Consider the following 14,918-nt stretch of genomic DNA (forward strand, 5'->3'; position numbering starts at 1 on the left):
CGATCGTCGTACTGCGGACGCGGCGTTGGCAGCGATGGCATATCCAAGGATCGAGATGCCGTGCCCGTCCGAGCGGCGCGACCGATAAACTGACCCGCGGAGCGCCAGGCGCAGCCCGGTGCGCTCCGCCAAGATTCAGCCAGCAGCCGCTGCAACCCCAGGGAGCGATGTGTCCCGCCGCCTCTTCACCTCGGAGTCCGTGACCGAGGGCCACCCCGACAAGATCGCTGACCAGATCAGCGACACGATCCTCGACGCACTCCTGACGGCCGACCCCACATCCCGGGTGGCCGTCGAGACGATGATCACGACCGGCCAGGTGCATATCGCGGGCGAGGTGACGACCACCGCCTACGCGGACATCGCCACCCTGGTGCGCAACAAGATCCTCGACATCGGCTACGACTCGTCCAAGAAGGGCTTCGACGGCGCCTCCTGCGGCGTCTCGGTGTCCATCGGCGCGCAGTCCCCCGACATCGCGCAGGGCGTCGACACCGCGTACGAGAAGCGGGTCGACGGCGACGACGACGAACTCGACAAGCAGGGCGCGGGCGACCAGGGCCTGATGTTCGGTTACGCGAGCGACGAGACGCCCGTGCTGATGCCGCTGCCGATCACCCTGGCCCACCGGCTCTCCCGGCGCCTCACCGAGGTCCGCAAGAACGGCACCATCCCGTATCTGCGGCCCGACGGGAAGACCCAGGTCACCATCGAGTACGACGGCGACAAGGCGGTCCGCCTCGACACCGTCGTGGTCTCCTCGCAGCACGCCTCCGACATCGACCTGGAGTCGCTGCTCGCCCCCGACATCCGCGAGTTCGTTGTCGAGGTCGAGCTGAAGGCACTGCTCGAGGACGGCATCAAGCTCGACACCGAGGGCTACAAGCTGCTGGTCAACCCGACCGGACGCTTCGAGATCGGCGGCCCGATGGGTGACGCGGGCCTCACCGGCCGGAAGATCATCATCGACACCTACGGCGGTATGGCCCGCCACGGCGGCGGTGCCTTCTCCGGCAAGGACCCGTCCAAGGTCGACCGCTCGGCCGCGTACGCGATGCGCTGGGTCGCCAAGAACGTCGTGGCGGCCGGCCTCGCCGCCCGCTGCGAGGTCCAGGTCGCCTACGCCATCGGCAAGGCCGAGCCGGTCGGACTCTTCGTCGAGACCTTCGGCACGGAGAGTGTCGACGTCGAGAAGATCGAGCAGGCCATCACGCAGGTCTTCGACCTGCGCCCGGCCGCGATCATCCGGGACCTCGACCTTCTGCGGCCGATTTACGCGCAGACGGCGGCCTACGGGCACTTCGGGCGCGAGGGCGCCGACTTCACGTGGGAGCGGACCGACCGCGTCGACGCGTTGCGCTCCGCCGCGGGCCTCTAAGCCCCGGACCCCGCCGCGCAGTTCCCCGCGTACCGTTTCGCGGGGGGCTGCGCGTTCACGCGTCAGGGGGGACGTACCCGGGGGCGCGGGGAACTGCGCCGCCGGCCACGGTGGTGGTGCAAGGCGCGATGCCACCGCACGTGGCGCTGACGCAGCGCGCAGGCTGGTGTGTCGGACCGGTCTGTAAGAATCGGGACGGTGAGCGTCGAAGAACCCCCTGCGGCCGAGCAGCTCGCTCTGATCCGCGCCACCGCGCGAAAGGCCAAGCCGCGCACCTGGCGCGGAGCGCCCCTGGCCGAGGGGCTGCCCGTGGCCCGCGTCCTGGTGGACAAGGGGCTGCTGCACCTCGACCAGTTCTTCGACTACGCCGTGCCCGCCGCGATGGACGCCGACGCCCAGCCCGGCGTGAGGGTACGCGTACGGTTCGGCGCCCGCGTCGTCAAAGGCCGCCGGGAGGGCGGCACCCTCCATGACGGCTTCATCGTGGAGCGCCGTACCGAGAGCGACTACGCCGGCCCGCTCGCCCCGCTGGCCCAGGTCCTCTCCGGCGAACGCGTCCTCACGCCTCCGCTGCTCGCCCTGTGCCGCCAGGTCGCCGACCGCTACGCCGGCGCGCTCGCCGACGTCGTCGCCCTCGCCGTACCTCCGCGGATGGCCCGCGCGGAACGCGACCCCTCACCCGACCCGCTGCCCGACCCCGCAGCGCCCGAGCCCGGCAGCTGGGCGCGTTACGCCACCGGCCCCGCGTATCTCCAGGCCCTCGTCCGCGGCGACACCCCCAGAGCCGTCTGGCTCGCCCTCCCCGGACCGAGCTGGCCCGCCGAACTGGCCCGCGCCATCGCCGCCACCCTCGCCTCCGGGCGCGGCGCCCTCGCCGTACTGCCCGACGGCCGCTCCGCCGCCCGCGCGGACGCCGCCCTCACCGACCTCCTCGGCGAGGGCCACCACGTCATGCTCACCGCCGACGCGGGACCCGAGGAGCGGTATCGCCGCTGGCTCGCGGTCAGCCGCGGCGCGGTCCGCGCGGTCGTCGGCACCCGGGCGGCGATGTTCGCCCCCGTCGCAGGCCTCGGCCTTGTCGCCCTCTGGGACGACGGCGACTCCAGCCACGCCGAACCGCACGCCCCGCAGCCGCACGCCAGGGACGTCCTGCTGCTGCGGGCCGCCGAGGAACGCACCGCCTTCCTGCTCGGCGGCCTCACCAGCACCGTCGAGGGTGCCCAGCTCGTCGACAGCGGCTGGGCGCTGCCGCTGGCCGCCGCCCGCGAGGAAGTACGGGCCGCGGCTCCCCTGATCCGTACCGTCAGCGACGCCGACCAGGCCAGGGACGCCGCCGCCCGCGCCGCCCGGCTGCCCTCGCTCGCCTGGCAGGTCACCCGCGACGCCCTCGCCCACGGCCCGGTCCTCGTCCAGGTGCCCAGACGCGGCTACGTCCCCCGGCTCGCCTGCGGCTCCTGCCGCCTGGCCGCCAGGTGCCCGGCCTGCGCCGGTCCGCTGGAGCTGAGCGAACAGGGCGGCACCCCCGCCTGCGGCTGGTGCGGGCGGCCCGCCGCGGACTGGCACTGCCAGGAGTGCGGGGGGTTCCGGCTGCGGGCCCAGGTGGTGGGCGCGCGGCGCACCGCGGAGGAGCTGGGCCGCGCCTTCCCCCGGGTGCCGGTGCGCACGTCGGGGCGCGACGCCGTGCTCGCCTCGGTCGGCGCCGCCCCCGCGCTCGTCATCGCCACGCCCGGTGCGGAGCCCGTCGCCGACGCTCCCGGTTACGCCGCCGCGCTTCTCCTCGACGGCTGGGCCCTGCTGAACCGGCCCGACCTGCGGGCCGGCGAGGAGGCGCTGCGCCGCTGGGCCGCGGCGGCGGCGCTTGTGCGGCCGGCGGGGGAAGGCGGCACCGTCCTCGTCCTCGCCGAACCGACGATGCGGCCCGTGCAGGCGCTCGTACGGTGGGATCCGGCGGGGTATGCCGTGCGGGAGCTGGCCGAGCGGGCGGAGCTGCGGTTTCCCCCGGTGTCGCGGATGGCGTCGATCAGTGGGCCGGCCGGGGCGGTGGCCGAGTTGCTGGCGCTGGTGCGGTTGCCGGAGGGCACGGATCTGCTCGGGCCTGTGGCGGTGGCGGCCGGCGGTGAGCGGTTGTTGTTGCGGGTGCCGCCGGGGAAGGGGGCGGCGTTGGCCGCGGCGCTCAAGACGGGGCAGGTGGCACGGGCCGGGCGGGGTGGGGGGGAAGCGGTCGCTGTGCGGCTCGACCCGACCGATATCGGTTGATTTTCTTTGCCCGCCCGCCCACCCATGGGGGTACCCCCAGGCGAAGCTCCGGGGGAAGGTGTTTGGTCGGGTGCGGGTGCCGGTGGTGGGTGGTCGGTGCCGCTCCGGGGGTATCTCCTCGGACTGCGCACCCTGGCTCTGTGCGAACGTTCCTGCGGGAGTTGTGCGCAGTCCTGCGGGAACACCCCCGGATCGTCCCCTCCGCCACCATCGGCGTCCGCCGACCCGTGGGCGGTCGAGGCGGGGAGTCGGGCCGGGGAGCCGCCCGCCGCACCTTCCCCCGGGGGGTGCTTGATCGACCTGCCCGGCACGCCGTCACCCACGGGCGCGCTGTCGCCGACGCTCCAGCACCCGGACTCCTACCTGCACGGGCGAGCGAAGGTGCCTTGAGGCGAAGCCCAGGGGGAGGGTGGGAAACACCCCGCGCCGCCAGGCGCGGGAAACCACGCGCCGGCGTGCAGACGCCGACGGCGCAGCACCCCGCACGGACGTGCAGGCGTCGGCGGGGCGGCACCGACGTGGGTGCGGCACCCCGCACGGACGTGCAGTGGTGCGGGTTGGGGGGCGCGAGCGGCAGCTCAGCCGTTGCGTGGGCTGGGCAGGACGGCCGCCGCCGGCACCGTGGGCAGCGGCTCCTCCTCCGCGGGGGAGGAGGGCGGCACGGCGGGCCGCCGTCCTCCGTAGCGGCGGTGCACCGCCTGCTTGGTCACGCCGAGCGCGGAGCCCACCGCGTCCCAGGAGAAGCCGAGCGACCGGTCGAATTCGACGGCGGCCGTCACGAGCGTCTCGACGCTGTCCCGCAGCTCCTGCGCGAGCCGGACCGTGGGAGCGGGCGCGCGGCCGTAGACCACGAAGCCGGCCGTGGGGCCGCCGCGCCGCGGCCGGTACACATTGCCCAGTTGCGCGGTGAGGGTCCGTAGCGCATCCACCTGCCGGCGGACCCTTTCGATGTCCCGCACCAGCAGGTGCAGACTTGCCCGCGCCTGGGCGTCAGGGGTTGCGTGGTCGGGCATCAACAGGCCTCTCCAACCGACGGTGACAGGGGTCAAACTCTCTTGACCAACGCGCCACCGGCCCTTGGAGTCACGCTCCGGGGGCGTGCGGCCCTGTACGCACCCCCTGGCGCCCTAGAATTGGCAGTCGCCCCCCGTCCGGCAGGAGAGGAAACTCGTGACCGTCAAGCCCATCCGCCTGTTCGGCGACCCGGTGCTGCGCATGACGGCGCAGCCGGTCACGACGTTCGACGCGGAATTGCGCACCCTGGTCAAGGACTTGACCGAGACGATGCAGGCCGCCCCCGGCGCGGGGCTGGCCGCGCCGCAACTGGGGGTGTCGCTGCGGGTGTTCACGTACTTCGTGGAGGGCGAGCTGGGCCATCTGATCAACCCGGACCTCACGTTGAGCGTGGAGGAGCAGGACGGCCCCGAGGGCTGCCTGTCGCTGCCGGGGCTGCTGTACGACTGCCGGCGGGCGTTCGGCGTGGTCGCCCGGGGGTTCAACATGTACGGCGAACCGGTCACGGTCGAGGGGACGCAGCGGCTGGCCCGCTGCATACAGCACGAGACCGACCATCTGGACGGCATCATCTTCGTCGACCGGCTCGACCCGGAGCAGCAGGCCGCTGCGATGCTGGCGATCCGCGAGGCCGAGTGGGCCGGGGCGCCCGCGCCGCAGGTCAGGATCTCCCCGCACGGCACGTCCGGCCGCGCTCTGTGACACCGTCGATCCGAGAGGCACACCCCGCACGATGAAGCTCGTCTTCGCCGGCACCCCCGAGGTCGCCGTACCCGCGCTCGACGCCCTGATCGCCTCCGGGCGGCATGAGGTCGCCGCCGTTGTGACCAGGCCCGACGCGACCGCAGGACGCGGGCGCAAGCTCGTCGCCAGCCCTGTCGCCGAGCGGGCGGTGGCCGCCGGGATCGAGGTGCTCAAGCCGGCCAGGCCGCGCGACGAGGACTTCCTCGACCGGCTGCGGGAGATCGACCCCGACTGCTGCCCGGTCGTCGCGTACGGTGCGCTGCTGCCGAAAGCGGCGCTCGATGTACCGGCGCGGGGGTGGGTCAATCTGCACTTCTCGCTGCTGCCGGCCTGGCGCGGTGCCGCCCCCGTACAGCACGCGGTCATGGCCGGCGACGAGGTCACCGGCGCCTCGACCTTCCTGATCGAGCAGGGTCTCGACTCCGGGCCGGTCTACGGGGTCGTCACCGAGGAGATCAGGCCCGCCGACACCAGTGGTGACCTGCTCGGACGGCTCGCGGTGAGCGGCGCCGGGCTGCTCGTGGCGACGATGGACGGGATCGCGGACGGGCGGCTGTCCGCCAGACCGCAGCCCGCGGAGGGCGTCACCATCGCCCCCAAGCTCACCGTCGAGGACGCGGCCGTCGACTGGAACACGCCCGCGCTGCGGGTCGACCGGCTGATCAGGGGCTGCACCCCGGCCCCCGGCGCCTGGACCCTCATCGGCGGTGAACGCCTCAAGCTCGGCCCTGTCGCGCCGGTGCCCGAGCGCACCGACCTGGCGCCCGGCGAGCTGTCCGTCGGCAAGAACGCCGTGCTCGTCGGCACCGGAAGCCACGCGGTGCTCCTGGGCGACGTCCAGCCGCAGGGCAAGAAGCGGATGCCCGCCGCCGACTGGTCCCGCGGCACCCACCTGCCGGCCGGAACGGTCCTGGGCCGTTAGGGCACATTGCCCAGGACGTAGGGTGGCGGGGGTTCGAGGACGAGGATGCGGAGCACATTGAACGCGAAAGACCAGAAGCGCCGCCCGCAGGGCACCCCCTACCGCCGCCCCCAGCGCGACCCGGTGCGAGTGCTCGCGTTCGAGGCGCTGCGAGCCGTGGACGAGCGGGACGCGTACGCGAATCTCGTACTGCCCGGGCTGCTGCGGGCGGCGGAGCGGGAGGCGGCGGCCAAGGGCCGGGAGTTCGACCGGCGGGACGCGGCGCTCGCGACGGAACTGGTCTACGGCACGCTGCGGCACCAGGGCACGTACGACGCGGTGCTCGCCGCGTGCGTGGACCGGCCGCTGCGCGAGGTCGACCCGCCGGTGCTCGACGTCCTGGCTCTCGGGGCGCACCAGTTGCTCGCGACCCGGATCCCGCCGCACGCCGCGGTCTCGGCGACTGTCGACCTGGCACGGGTGGTGCTGGGGGAGGGCCGGGCGCGCTTCGTCAACGCCGTCCTGCGCCGGGTGGCCGCGCAGGACCTGGCCGGCTGGCTGGACCAGGTGGCGCCGTCGTACGACGAGGACGCGGAGCAGCACCTCGCGGTCGTCCACTCGCACCCGAGGTGGATCGTGTCCGCGCTGTGGGACGCGCTCGGCGGCGGGCGGGCCGGGATCGAGGACCTGCTGACCGCCGACAACGAACGCCCCGAGGTCACCCTCGTGGCCCGCCCCGGCAGGTCCACCGCGGCGGAGGTCGCCGCGTCGCTGCCGGACGGCGCGACAGAACCGGGCCGCTGGTCGCCCTACGCCGTACGCCTCGCCGAGGGCGGCGACCCGGCCGCGGTGGAGGCGGTGCGCGAGGGCCGGGCCGGCGTCCAGGACGAGGGCAGCCAGCTGGTGGCCGCCGCGCTGGCCGCGGTCCCCGTCGAGGGCCGCGACGAGTGGTGGCTCGACGGCTGCGCGGGGCCCGGCGGCAAGGCCGCGCTGCTGGCCGGCCTCGCGGCCGGGCGCGGGGCGCGGCTGGTGGCCGCGGAGAAGCAGCCGCACCGGGCGCGTCTTGTGGCCCGCTCCCTGGCCGGCAATCCCGGCCCCTACCAGGTGATCGTGGCCGACGGCACGCATCCGGCATGGGCGCCGGGGTCCTTCGACCGGGTGCTGGTCGATGTGCCGTGCACCGGTCTCGGCGCGCTGCGCCGCCGCCCCGAGGCGCGCTGGCGGCGCCGCGAGGCGGACGTGCCGGGCTTCGCGCCGCTCCAGCGGGGGCTGCTGACGGAGGCGTTGCGCGCGGTGCGGGTCGGCGGGGTCGTGGGGTACGCCACCTGTTCGCCGCACCCGGCCGAGACGCGGGCGGTCGTCGAGGACGTCCTCGCCCGCGAGCCGGGTGCCGAATGGATCGACGCCCGCCCCTTCATGCCGGACGTCCCCTCCCTGGGCCCCGGCCCCGACCTCCAGCTCTGGCCCCACCTCCACGGCACCGACGCGATGTACCTGGCCCTCCTCCGCCGCACCACCCCCTGACCCCCAGAGGGAGAAGGACGCTGCCCTGAAGGGGTGCGGGGAACTGCGCGCCCAGCGCAGACGCCGGATCAGCCGACTGACGACGGCGAGCGGCACCCTCCAGGGGCGCGGGGGAACCGCGCGACCAGCGGCGACGGCGGGAAAGACAGCACCGCCACCGCCAGTGGCAAGCCCCTCGGGGCCGCGGGGAACTGCGCTGCCGGGCGCGGCGGTGCGGCAGGCGGAGCGGACGAACCGCGGGGGGCACCCCGACCGGTTTTCGTGGGGCCGGGACATCTGGTTTGCTGGGCCCCATGACCGTGCAGATCAGCCCCAGCATCCTTTCCGCGGACTTCGCCCGCCTCGCCGAGGAGGCGAAAGCCGTCGAGGGCGCGGACTGGCTCCATGTCGACGTCATGGACAACCACTTCGTGCCGAATCTGACGCTGGGCCTGCCGGTGGTGGAGTCGCTGCGCAAGGCGACCGATACGCCGCTCGACTGCCATCTGATGATCGAGGACCCGGACCGCTGGGCGCCCGCCTATGTGGAGGCCGGCGCGTCGTCGGTGACCTTCCACGCCGAGGCCGCCGCCGCCCCGGTGCGTATCGCCCGGGAGATCCGCGCCAAGGGCGCCCGCGCCTCGATGGCGCTCAGGCCCGCGACGTCGATCGAGCCGTACGAGGACCTGCTGCCGGAACTCGACATGCTGCTGATCATGACGATCGAGCCGGGCTTCGGCGGCCAGGCGTTCCTGGACATCATGCTGCCCAAGATCCGCCGGACCCGGGCGCTGATCGACAAGCACGGGCTCGAACTGTGGCTCCAGGTGGACGGCGGGGTGTCCGGCGAGACCATCGAGCGCTGTGCTGAGGCGGGCGCCGACAATTTCGTGGCGGGCACCGCGGTCTACGGCGCGCAGGACCCGGCGGCTGCCGTACGGGCGCTGCGCGAGCAGGCCGCCGCGGTCCACCGGCACTGACCTTCGACGGCTACGCGCCCGTAACCCCCGGCGTCTGCGAGGATGAACGCGGAGCCGAACAGCTGGGCAACTGGGGAGAACCGACGTGAGCACAGGCCGCACACACGTGCGCATGGGCCCCGGAGAGATGGTCCAGGCAGCGGCGATGGCACGCCGTTTCTACCTGGAGGGCAAGTCCAAGATCCAGATCGCCGAGGAATTCGGGGTCAGCCGGTTCAAGGTGGCCCGGGTGCTGGAGACCGCGCTCGAACGCGACCTGGTCAGGATCGAGATCCGGGTGCCCGCCGAGCTGGACGCGGAGCGCTCGGACGCGCTGCGCGCGCACTACGGGCTGCGGCACGCCGTCGTCGTGCAGACCCCGCCGGACCAGGCCGACGCGCCCGACCCGGAGAATCTGGGCGTGGTCGCGGCCGGCCTGCTCGGTGAGCTGGTCACCGACGGCGATGTGCTGGGCCTGGCGTGGGGCCGGTCCATCATCACCATGGCCAACGCGCTCGACCGGCTCGCCCCCTGCACGGTCGTCCAGCTCACCGGCGTCTACGACGTCGGCACCGCCGAACGCGGGTCGGTCGAGGCGGTGCGCACCGCGGCGGCCGTCTCCGGTGGCGAGGCGCACCCGCTGTACGCCCCGATGGTGCTGCCCGACCCGGCGACCGCGGCGGCACTGCGGGCCCAGAGCGGTATCGCGGCCGCCATGGGCTATTACGACAAGGTGACCGTCGCCGTGGTGTCGGTCGGGTCGTGGGAGGCGGGCATCTCCACCGTCCACGACGCGCTCACCGAAGCCGAGCGCGAGCACTACGCGGGGCTCGGGGTGGCCGCCGAGATGTCGTCGCACCTGTTCGACTCGCAGGGCCGCAGGGTCGGCCGCGACCTGGGCGAGCGCTGCATCACCATCGAGACGGACCGGCTGCGCCGGATTCCCGAGGTGCTGGCGATCGCGGGCGGTACGCGCAAGGCCGCCGCGATCGACGCGGTGCTGCGCTCGGGCCTGGTCACCAGCCTGGTGACCGACACCGCCGCCGCCGACCAGCTGCTGCGGGCCACCTCGCCCGCGCGCCGCCCGGCACTGGACCGCGCCGACCCCGACGGGTCCTGAGCGCGCCGCCGGACCCGGGCGCGCTGCCGCGCCGCAGGTCACCCGCTGTGGCAGCATCGGCGCATGCGCGTGCTCGACCTGACCGGCGTCGACGACCGCCGGGCGTTCATGGACCGGTGCACCGCCGATCTCGGCCTGCCGGAGTGGTTCGGTCGTAGCTGGGACGCCCTCGCGGACTGCCTCACCGATCTGTCGTGGTGGCCGGCCGAGCCGGGCGGGCGGCGGCTGCACGTGCGCGGCTGGCACGGCTTCGCGACGGCGCTGCCGCGCGAGTGGCGGATCGTGAAGGACATCTTGCGGGACGCCGAGCTGTTCTGGCGGGACACCGACATCGAACTGGCGGTCGTCCTGGAGGAATGAACAGCCCGGGCGGAGGCGCCCACCGCTGATGAGGTCCAGGTCCAGGTCCAGGGTCTGCAGGTGGCGGGGCCGGCCCCATCTGAAGTCACTGGGGCCGGCTGCCGAGGGCGCGGCGTCGCGAACGCGGATGCGGCCGGGGCCTCGGCGGACCGGAATCCCCGGAGCTCACTTGGATTCGAGCCGTCCCAGCGGGTGGCCGTCGGCGAGAGCCTTCCGGGCCTTCTCCCAGTCGGTGTGGTCGGTCCCGGTGACATGGCGCAGATAGGCGAGGGTGACCTGCTGGACGAGAGCGACGCGGCCGGGGTTTTCGTCGGTGGTCTCGGTCACCTGGTAGCCGGAGATGCCGCCGAGGAAGTGCTCGCCGCCGTGGACGGTGAGCAGGCTCTTGCTGCCGTGGCTGAGGGTGTAGGGGTCGGTCGTCCAGGCCGGTCCCCGGGTGGTGAGCGGGAGGTCGTCCCTGTCTCCGGCGACGACGAGGCCGGGGGCGGTGATGTGGGAGAAGTCCTGATCACGCAGCCAGGGAAGGTTCTCGTGGGCGAAGGGGGTCAGTTCGTCGCCGCCCTTGCCGGCGGTGGCCAGCTGGATACTCGCCATGACCCGGGAGTCGGACAGGTCTTCGGCGGTGCCGGTGTGCGGGTCCCTGACGCGCAGACCCACGAGGATGCCCGCGGTCTGGCCGCCGAAGGAGTGGCCTGCCGCGACGATGCGGCTGTGGTCGACCCGGCCCGCCAGGCCGGGCACGGACGCCTCCAGAGTCCCCAACTCATCCAGGATGTGCTTCATGTCCTGCACGCGGTGGCGCCACACATGGGGCTTGCGGGGGTCGTCCGCAGTCAGGCCGAGCTGCTTGGAGTCCAGGTGGGTGGCCTGGACGACCACGAAGCCGCGGGAGGCCCAGTGGTCGACCAGCGGCGCGTAGCCGTCCAGGTCCGAGCCGAACCCGTGCGCGAACAGCACGATCGGCAGGTTGCTGCCGGTGACCGGTGCGGAGACGCGTACGTGCAGGTCCTCGCCGCGCTGCGGTGCGGGCAGCACGAGCGGCTTGACCGCTGCGGTCGGGGTGGGCGCGGTGCCGGCGAGACCGGCCGTCCGGTACGTGGTCATGCGCGTGTCTTCTTTCAGGCGGGGTGGTGCGTGCGGGGGATCAGGCGGTCTTGAGGTCGAGGATGCGTTCGGCGTTGAGGTGACCGAGCTTCGCCCTGCCGTGCTCGTCGAGGGGAGCGCTGTCGATGAAGGCGCGGGCGCCGCCGGCCCCGCCGAAGGAGCCGCGGGAGTCGACGCCGCGGGCGGCGTCACTGGCGGCGGTGGGGGCGGCGTCACTCATGGGTGCTTCGTTTCGTTCGAGCCGGGCCCTGTCGAGGAGGTGAACCGGTGGAAAGTTCCCGTGGAGACTCATATCGCTTACGCTAAAACTTGACGTTGACGTCAAAGGCAAGCCGCTGTGACGCAGAACATGTGAACGTGGAGCTGGGAATGCGCATTGGGGAACTCGCCGGCCGCACGGGCGTCAGCACCCGGGCCCTGCGGTACTACGAGGAGCAGGGCCTGCTCGCCGCCGAACGCAGCGACAGCGGCCAGCGCCACTATGCGGAAGCCGCGGTCGACCGGGTCCGCGTGATCCGGGAGCTGTACGCCGCCGGCCTGTCCAGCAAGACCATTGCCCAACTCACGCCCTGCGTCATCGACGGCAAGGCCACGCCCGAACTTCTCGGGCGCCTCGCCGTGGAACGTGACCACCTCGACCGGCACATCGCGGACCTCGCACACGCCCGGGACAGGCTCGTTTCGGTCATCGCCGCCGCCTCGGCCAACATGCACACCGGCATCCCCTGCCGACAGGACACGGCCGTCTAGCCGACGACCCGGCCGTCCAGGGCCGGTCGTCGTCGCCGAACACGGTCCCGACGAGCTCGGTGCGCGCGGTGGGCCCCGGTTCATCCCCGCCGTCAGCGGTCGGGGAAGGAGTAGCTGCGGCCGAGTTCGGTGAAGCCTCGGCAGGAGTACCACTCGCGCGGCCAGTCGGTCACGTCCGCGATGAGGAAGAGCTGCGGGATCCCGGCAGCGGCGGCCAACGCCAGCCCTGTGGCGAGCAGGGTGTCTCCGTGGCCCTGCTTGCGGTGCAGCACAGCGGTGACGAGGTCTTCCAGCTGAGCCAGCCCGGCGGTTCGGTCGAGGTAGAGGTCGGCCCAGGCCGCGATCTCCCCATCCGGTGTCCGGGCTGCCAGGAAGGACACCTTCTCGGCGCCGCGCAGACGGGCGGTACGGCGCTCGGTGAGCTGTCGGGCGAGATCCTCGTCCAAGCCCCAGTCCAGCTGCTGGCGGAACACCGCCGCTCGCAGCTCGGCCAGCTCGGCCAGCTCGACCGGGTGCGCGGCGGGTTCGGGCAGCGCGCAGCCAGCTGTCTCCCGGACCAGTATCAGTTCGGTGTCCCGGTCGTAGCCGGCGGCCGCCGGCACCGGGGTGGCCCGCTCCCCGAGCGCCTCGTCCAGCACCGTGATCCGGCACTGCTGGCGCGGTCCGAGGCCCTGGGCAGCCAGTTCGGGCAGTGCCGGGTGTCCCTCCTGGAGGTCTCCCGCTGGCCGGGGCACTCTACAATTCAGGTAACCGCGGACATCTATGGTCACCTGACCCCAGGCTCGGACGAGAAGCTGAAGCGTGTGATGGACGGGGTACCGACCAGCGCCATCGTGCTGGTTCCGTGCTGACTTCGGCTCGCCTGCGGGGCAAAGCCGCAGGTAGGAGCTACCGCGTGAGATTCCTCAATGATGTTCGGCCTCCGTACGACCTGACGTACGACGACGTTTTCATGGTGCCGAGCCGCAGTTCTGTGGGCTCCCGGCAGGGGGTGGACCTCAGGTCCCCCGATGGGACCGGCACCACCATTCCGCTGGTGGTCGCGAACATGACCGCCATCGCCGGCCGCCGGATGGCCGAGACCGTGGCCCGCCGCGGCGGCCTGGTCGTCATCCCGCAGGACATCCCGATCGACGTCGTCGCCGACGTGGTCGGCTATGTCAAGCAGCGCCATCTGGTGCTGGACACCCCGATCACGCTGGCCCCCGGCCAGACCGTCGCCGACGCGCTGTCGCTGCTGCCCAAGCGGGCGCACGGCGCGGGGGTGGTGGTCGAGGACGGCCGGCCGGTCGGCGTGGTCACCGAGTCCGACCTGACCGGCGTGGACCGCTTCACCCAGCTGTCCGAGGTGATGTCCGCCGACCTGCTGGTGCTGGCCGCTGACATCGACCCGCGGGACGCCTTCAACCGGCTGGAGGACGCGCACCGCAAGCTCGCCCCCGCGGTCGACGCGGACGGGCGGCTGGCCGGCATCCTCACCCGTACGGCCGCGCTGCGCGCCACGCTCTACCAGCCGGCGGTCGACGCCGAGGGCCGGCTGCGGATCGCCGCCGCGGTCGGCATCAACGGCGACGTGGCGGGCAAGGCCGCCCAGCTGCTCAAGGCCGGGGTGGACACCCTGGTGGTGGACACCGCGCACGGCCACCAGGAGTCGATGATCGCCGCGGTCCGCGCGGTGCGGTCGCTCGACCCCTCGGTGCCGCTGGTCGCGGGCAACGTCGTGGCCGCCGAGGGCGTGCGCGACCTGATCGAGGCGGGCGCCGACATCGTCAAGGTCGGTGTCGGCCCCGGTGCGATGTGCACCACCCGGATGATGACCGGGGTGGGGCGCCCGCAGTTCTCCGCGGTCCTGGAGTGCGCCGCCGAGGCCCGCACGTACGGCAAGCACGTCTGGGCCGACGGCGGGGTGCGGCACCCGCGGGACGTGGCGATGGCGCTCGCGGCCGGCGCGTCCAATGTGATGATCGGCTCGTGGTTCGCCGGTACGTACGAGTCGCCCGGCGATCTCCAGCAGGCCGCGGACGGGCGGCTGTACAAGGAGTCCTACGGGATGGCCTCGGCCCGCGCGGTCCGCAACCGCACCAGCGAGGAGTCGGCGTACGACCGGGCCCGCAAGGCGCTGTTCGAGGAGGGCATCTCCACCTCGCGGTTGTTCCTGGACCCGGCGCGGCCCGGAGTGGAGGACCTGATCGACTCGATCATCGCCGGGGTGCGCAGCTCGTGCACCTACGCGGGCGCCGGGTCGCTCGCCGAGTTCGAGCGCAACGCCGTCGTCGGCATCCAGAGCGCCGCGGGATACGCCGAGGGCAAGCCGTTGCACGCCAGCTGGCAGTAGCCGGCGGTAGCGTCGGGGCTCGTGCCGCTGAACGAACTCGACGAATGCATCGTCCATGCCCTGGCCTCCGACGCCCGCCGCTCCTACGCCGACATCGGCGCCGAGGTGGGCCTGTCCGCGCCCGCCGTCAAACGCCGGGTCGACCGGCTGCTGGCGGCGGGCGCGATCACCGGCTTCACCGTACGGGTCGACCCCGCCGCGCTCGGCTGGCAGACCGAGGCGCTGGTGGAGCTGTACTGCCGCCACAACACCTCGCCCGCCGACATCAGGCGCGGCCTGTCCCGCTACCCCGAGGTGGCGTCCGCCTCGACGGTGACCGGCGAGGCGGACGCGGTGGTGCAGGTCTTCGCCGCCGACGTACGGCATTTCGAACAGGTGCTCGAACGCATCGCGGGCGAGCCGTTCGTGACCCGTACGAAGTCGGTGCTGGTGCTCTCGCCGCTGCTGCGCCGCTACGGGGCGGGCAGCCCCGGCTGATCCGACCTGCGGGTTTA

Annotated in this window: 15 protein-coding genes; 11 read left to right on the top strand and 4 right to left on the bottom strand. The window is 73.3% G+C overall.

Going from position 1 to position 14,918, the window contains the following annotated elements:
- The first annotated feature begins 169 nt into the window (after positions 1–169).
- Positions 170–1,378: a methionine adenosyltransferase gene (metK, locus tag OHA86_RS31640; RefSeq protein ID WP_329180795.1), complete on the top strand. Its 1,209-nt coding sequence runs from the start codon at positions 170–172 to the stop codon at positions 1,376–1,378.
- A gap of 198 nt (positions 1,379–1,576) precedes the next feature.
- Positions 1,577–3,634: a primosomal protein N' gene (locus tag OHA86_RS31645; RefSeq protein WP_329180797.1), complete on the top strand. Its 2,058-nt coding sequence runs from the start codon at positions 1,577–1,579 to the stop codon at positions 3,632–3,634.
- Between the two features lie 578 nt (positions 3,635–4,212).
- On the opposite strand, the gene OHA86_RS31650 is transcribed toward OHA86_RS31645, so the two are convergent.
- Complete coding sequence (locus OHA86_RS31650) at positions 4,213–4,647, bottom strand: hypothetical protein (RefSeq protein WP_329180799.1); 435 nt, start codon at positions 4,645–4,647, stop codon at positions 4,213–4,215.
- 157 nt (positions 4,648–4,804) lie between these two features.
- Between OHA86_RS31650 and def the strand changes: the two genes are divergently transcribed.
- The 6 genes from def (at position 4,805) to OHA86_RS31680 (ending at position 10,235) form a co-directional block, all read left to right on the top strand.
- Positions 4,805–5,350, top strand: coding sequence for a peptide deformylase (def, locus tag OHA86_RS31655; RefSeq protein WP_329180802.1), 546 nt, complete (start codon positions 4,805–4,807; stop codon positions 5,348–5,350).
- Between the two features lie 31 nt (positions 5,351–5,381).
- Positions 5,382–6,314, top strand: a complete 933-nt coding sequence (gene fmt / locus OHA86_RS31660; protein WP_329180804.1) for a methionyl-tRNA formyltransferase — start codon at positions 5,382–5,384, stop codon at positions 6,312–6,314.
- A gap of 45 nt (positions 6,315–6,359) precedes the next feature.
- Entirely contained in the window at positions 6,360–7,817 is a 1,458-nt protein-coding gene (locus OHA86_RS31665; RefSeq protein ID WP_329180806.1) for an RsmB/NOP family class I SAM-dependent RNA methyltransferase, read from the top strand.
- 293 nt (positions 7,818–8,110) lie between these two features.
- Positions 8,111–8,776 (top strand): ribulose-phosphate 3-epimerase, encoded by a 666-nt coding sequence (gene rpe, locus OHA86_RS31670; RefSeq protein WP_329180808.1) that lies wholly within the window; start codon positions 8,111–8,113, stop codon positions 8,774–8,776.
- 85 nt (positions 8,777–8,861) lie between these two features.
- Positions 8,862–9,875 (top strand): sugar-binding transcriptional regulator, encoded by a 1,014-nt coding sequence (locus OHA86_RS31675; RefSeq protein WP_329180810.1) that lies wholly within the window; start codon positions 8,862–8,864, stop codon positions 9,873–9,875.
- A gap of 63 nt (positions 9,876–9,938) precedes the next feature.
- Complete coding sequence (locus OHA86_RS31680) at positions 9,939–10,235, top strand: barstar family protein (RefSeq protein ID WP_329180813.1); 297 nt, start codon at positions 9,939–9,941, stop codon at positions 10,233–10,235.
- 165 nt (positions 10,236–10,400) lie between these two features.
- Here OHA86_RS31680 and OHA86_RS31685 read toward each other — a convergent pair whose 3' ends face one another.
- Both OHA86_RS31685 and OHA86_RS31690 read right to left on the bottom strand, forming a co-directional pair.
- Positions 10,401–11,339: an alpha/beta hydrolase family protein gene (locus tag OHA86_RS31685; RefSeq protein ID WP_329180815.1), complete on the bottom strand. Its 939-nt coding sequence runs from the start codon at positions 11,337–11,339 to the stop codon at positions 10,401–10,403.
- 40 nt (positions 11,340–11,379) lie between these two features.
- Positions 11,380–11,559 (bottom strand): hypothetical protein, encoded by a 180-nt coding sequence (locus OHA86_RS31690; RefSeq protein ID WP_329180817.1) that lies wholly within the window; start codon positions 11,557–11,559, stop codon positions 11,380–11,382.
- A 149-nt stretch (positions 11,560–11,708) separates the two neighbouring features.
- Here OHA86_RS31690 and OHA86_RS31695 point away from each other — a divergent pair, with 149 nt between their 5' ends.
- Positions 11,709–12,089 (top strand): MerR family transcriptional regulator, encoded by a 381-nt coding sequence (locus OHA86_RS31695; protein WP_329180819.1) that lies wholly within the window; start codon positions 11,709–11,711, stop codon positions 12,087–12,089.
- 92 nt (positions 12,090–12,181) lie between these two features.
- Here OHA86_RS31695 and OHA86_RS31700 read toward each other — a convergent pair whose 3' ends face one another.
- Positions 12,182–12,823 carry a GNAT family N-acetyltransferase gene (locus OHA86_RS31700; protein WP_329180821.1) on the bottom strand — a complete coding sequence of 214 codons (642 nt, stop codon included), beginning with the start codon at positions 12,821–12,823 and terminating at the stop codon, positions 12,182–12,184.
- A gap of 161 nt (positions 12,824–12,984) precedes the next feature.
- On the opposite strand from OHA86_RS31700, the gene OHA86_RS31705 reads away from it, so the two are divergent.
- Both OHA86_RS31705 and OHA86_RS31710 read left to right on the top strand, forming a co-directional pair.
- On the top strand, positions 12,985–14,424 hold the full coding sequence (locus OHA86_RS31705; RefSeq protein WP_329180823.1) for a GuaB1 family IMP dehydrogenase-related protein: 1,440 nt from the start codon (positions 12,985–12,987) through the stop codon (positions 14,422–14,424).
- Between the two features lie 21 nt (positions 14,425–14,445).
- Entirely contained in the window at positions 14,446–14,901 is a 456-nt protein-coding gene (locus OHA86_RS31710; protein ID WP_329180825.1) for an Lrp/AsnC family transcriptional regulator, read from the top strand.
- Positions 14,902–14,918 lie beyond the last annotated feature (17 nt).

The organism is Streptomyces sp. NBC_01477, assembly GCF_036227245.1.
In the GTDB taxonomy this organism is placed as follows: Bacteria; Actinomycetota; Actinomycetes; order Streptomycetales; family Streptomycetaceae; genus Actinacidiphila.

What these genes read in the sequence shown, in the direction of transcription:
- OHA86_RS31650 (WP_329180799.1), bottom strand. Translation starts at nt 4,647, where the DNA reads ATGCCCGACCACGCAACCCCTGACGCCCAGGCGCGGGCAAGTCTGCAC.
- fmt (WP_329180804.1), top strand. Translation starts at nt 5,382, where the DNA reads ATGAAGCTCGTCTTCGCCGGCACCCCCGAGGTCGCCGTACCCGCGCTC.
- OHA86_RS31665 (WP_329180806.1), top strand. Translation starts at nt 6,360, where the DNA reads ATGCGGAGCACATTGAACGCGAAAGACCAGAAGCGCCGCCCGCAGGGC.
- rpe (WP_329180808.1), top strand. Translation starts at nt 8,111, where the DNA reads ATGACCGTGCAGATCAGCCCCAGCATCCTTTCCGCGGACTTCGCCCGC.
- OHA86_RS31680 (WP_329180813.1), top strand. Translation starts at nt 9,939, where the DNA reads ATGCGCGTGCTCGACCTGACCGGCGTCGACGACCGCCGGGCGTTCATG.
- OHA86_RS31685 (WP_329180815.1), bottom strand. Translation starts at nt 11,339, where the DNA reads ATGACCACGTACCGGACGGCCGGTCTCGCCGGCACCGCGCCCACCCCG.
- OHA86_RS31690 (WP_329180817.1), bottom strand. Translation starts at nt 11,559, where the DNA reads ATGAGTGACGCCGCCCCCACCGCCGCCAGTGACGCCGCCCGCGGCGTC.
- OHA86_RS31695 (WP_329180819.1), top strand. Translation starts at nt 11,709, where the DNA reads ATGCGCATTGGGGAACTCGCCGGCCGCACGGGCGTCAGCACCCGGGCC.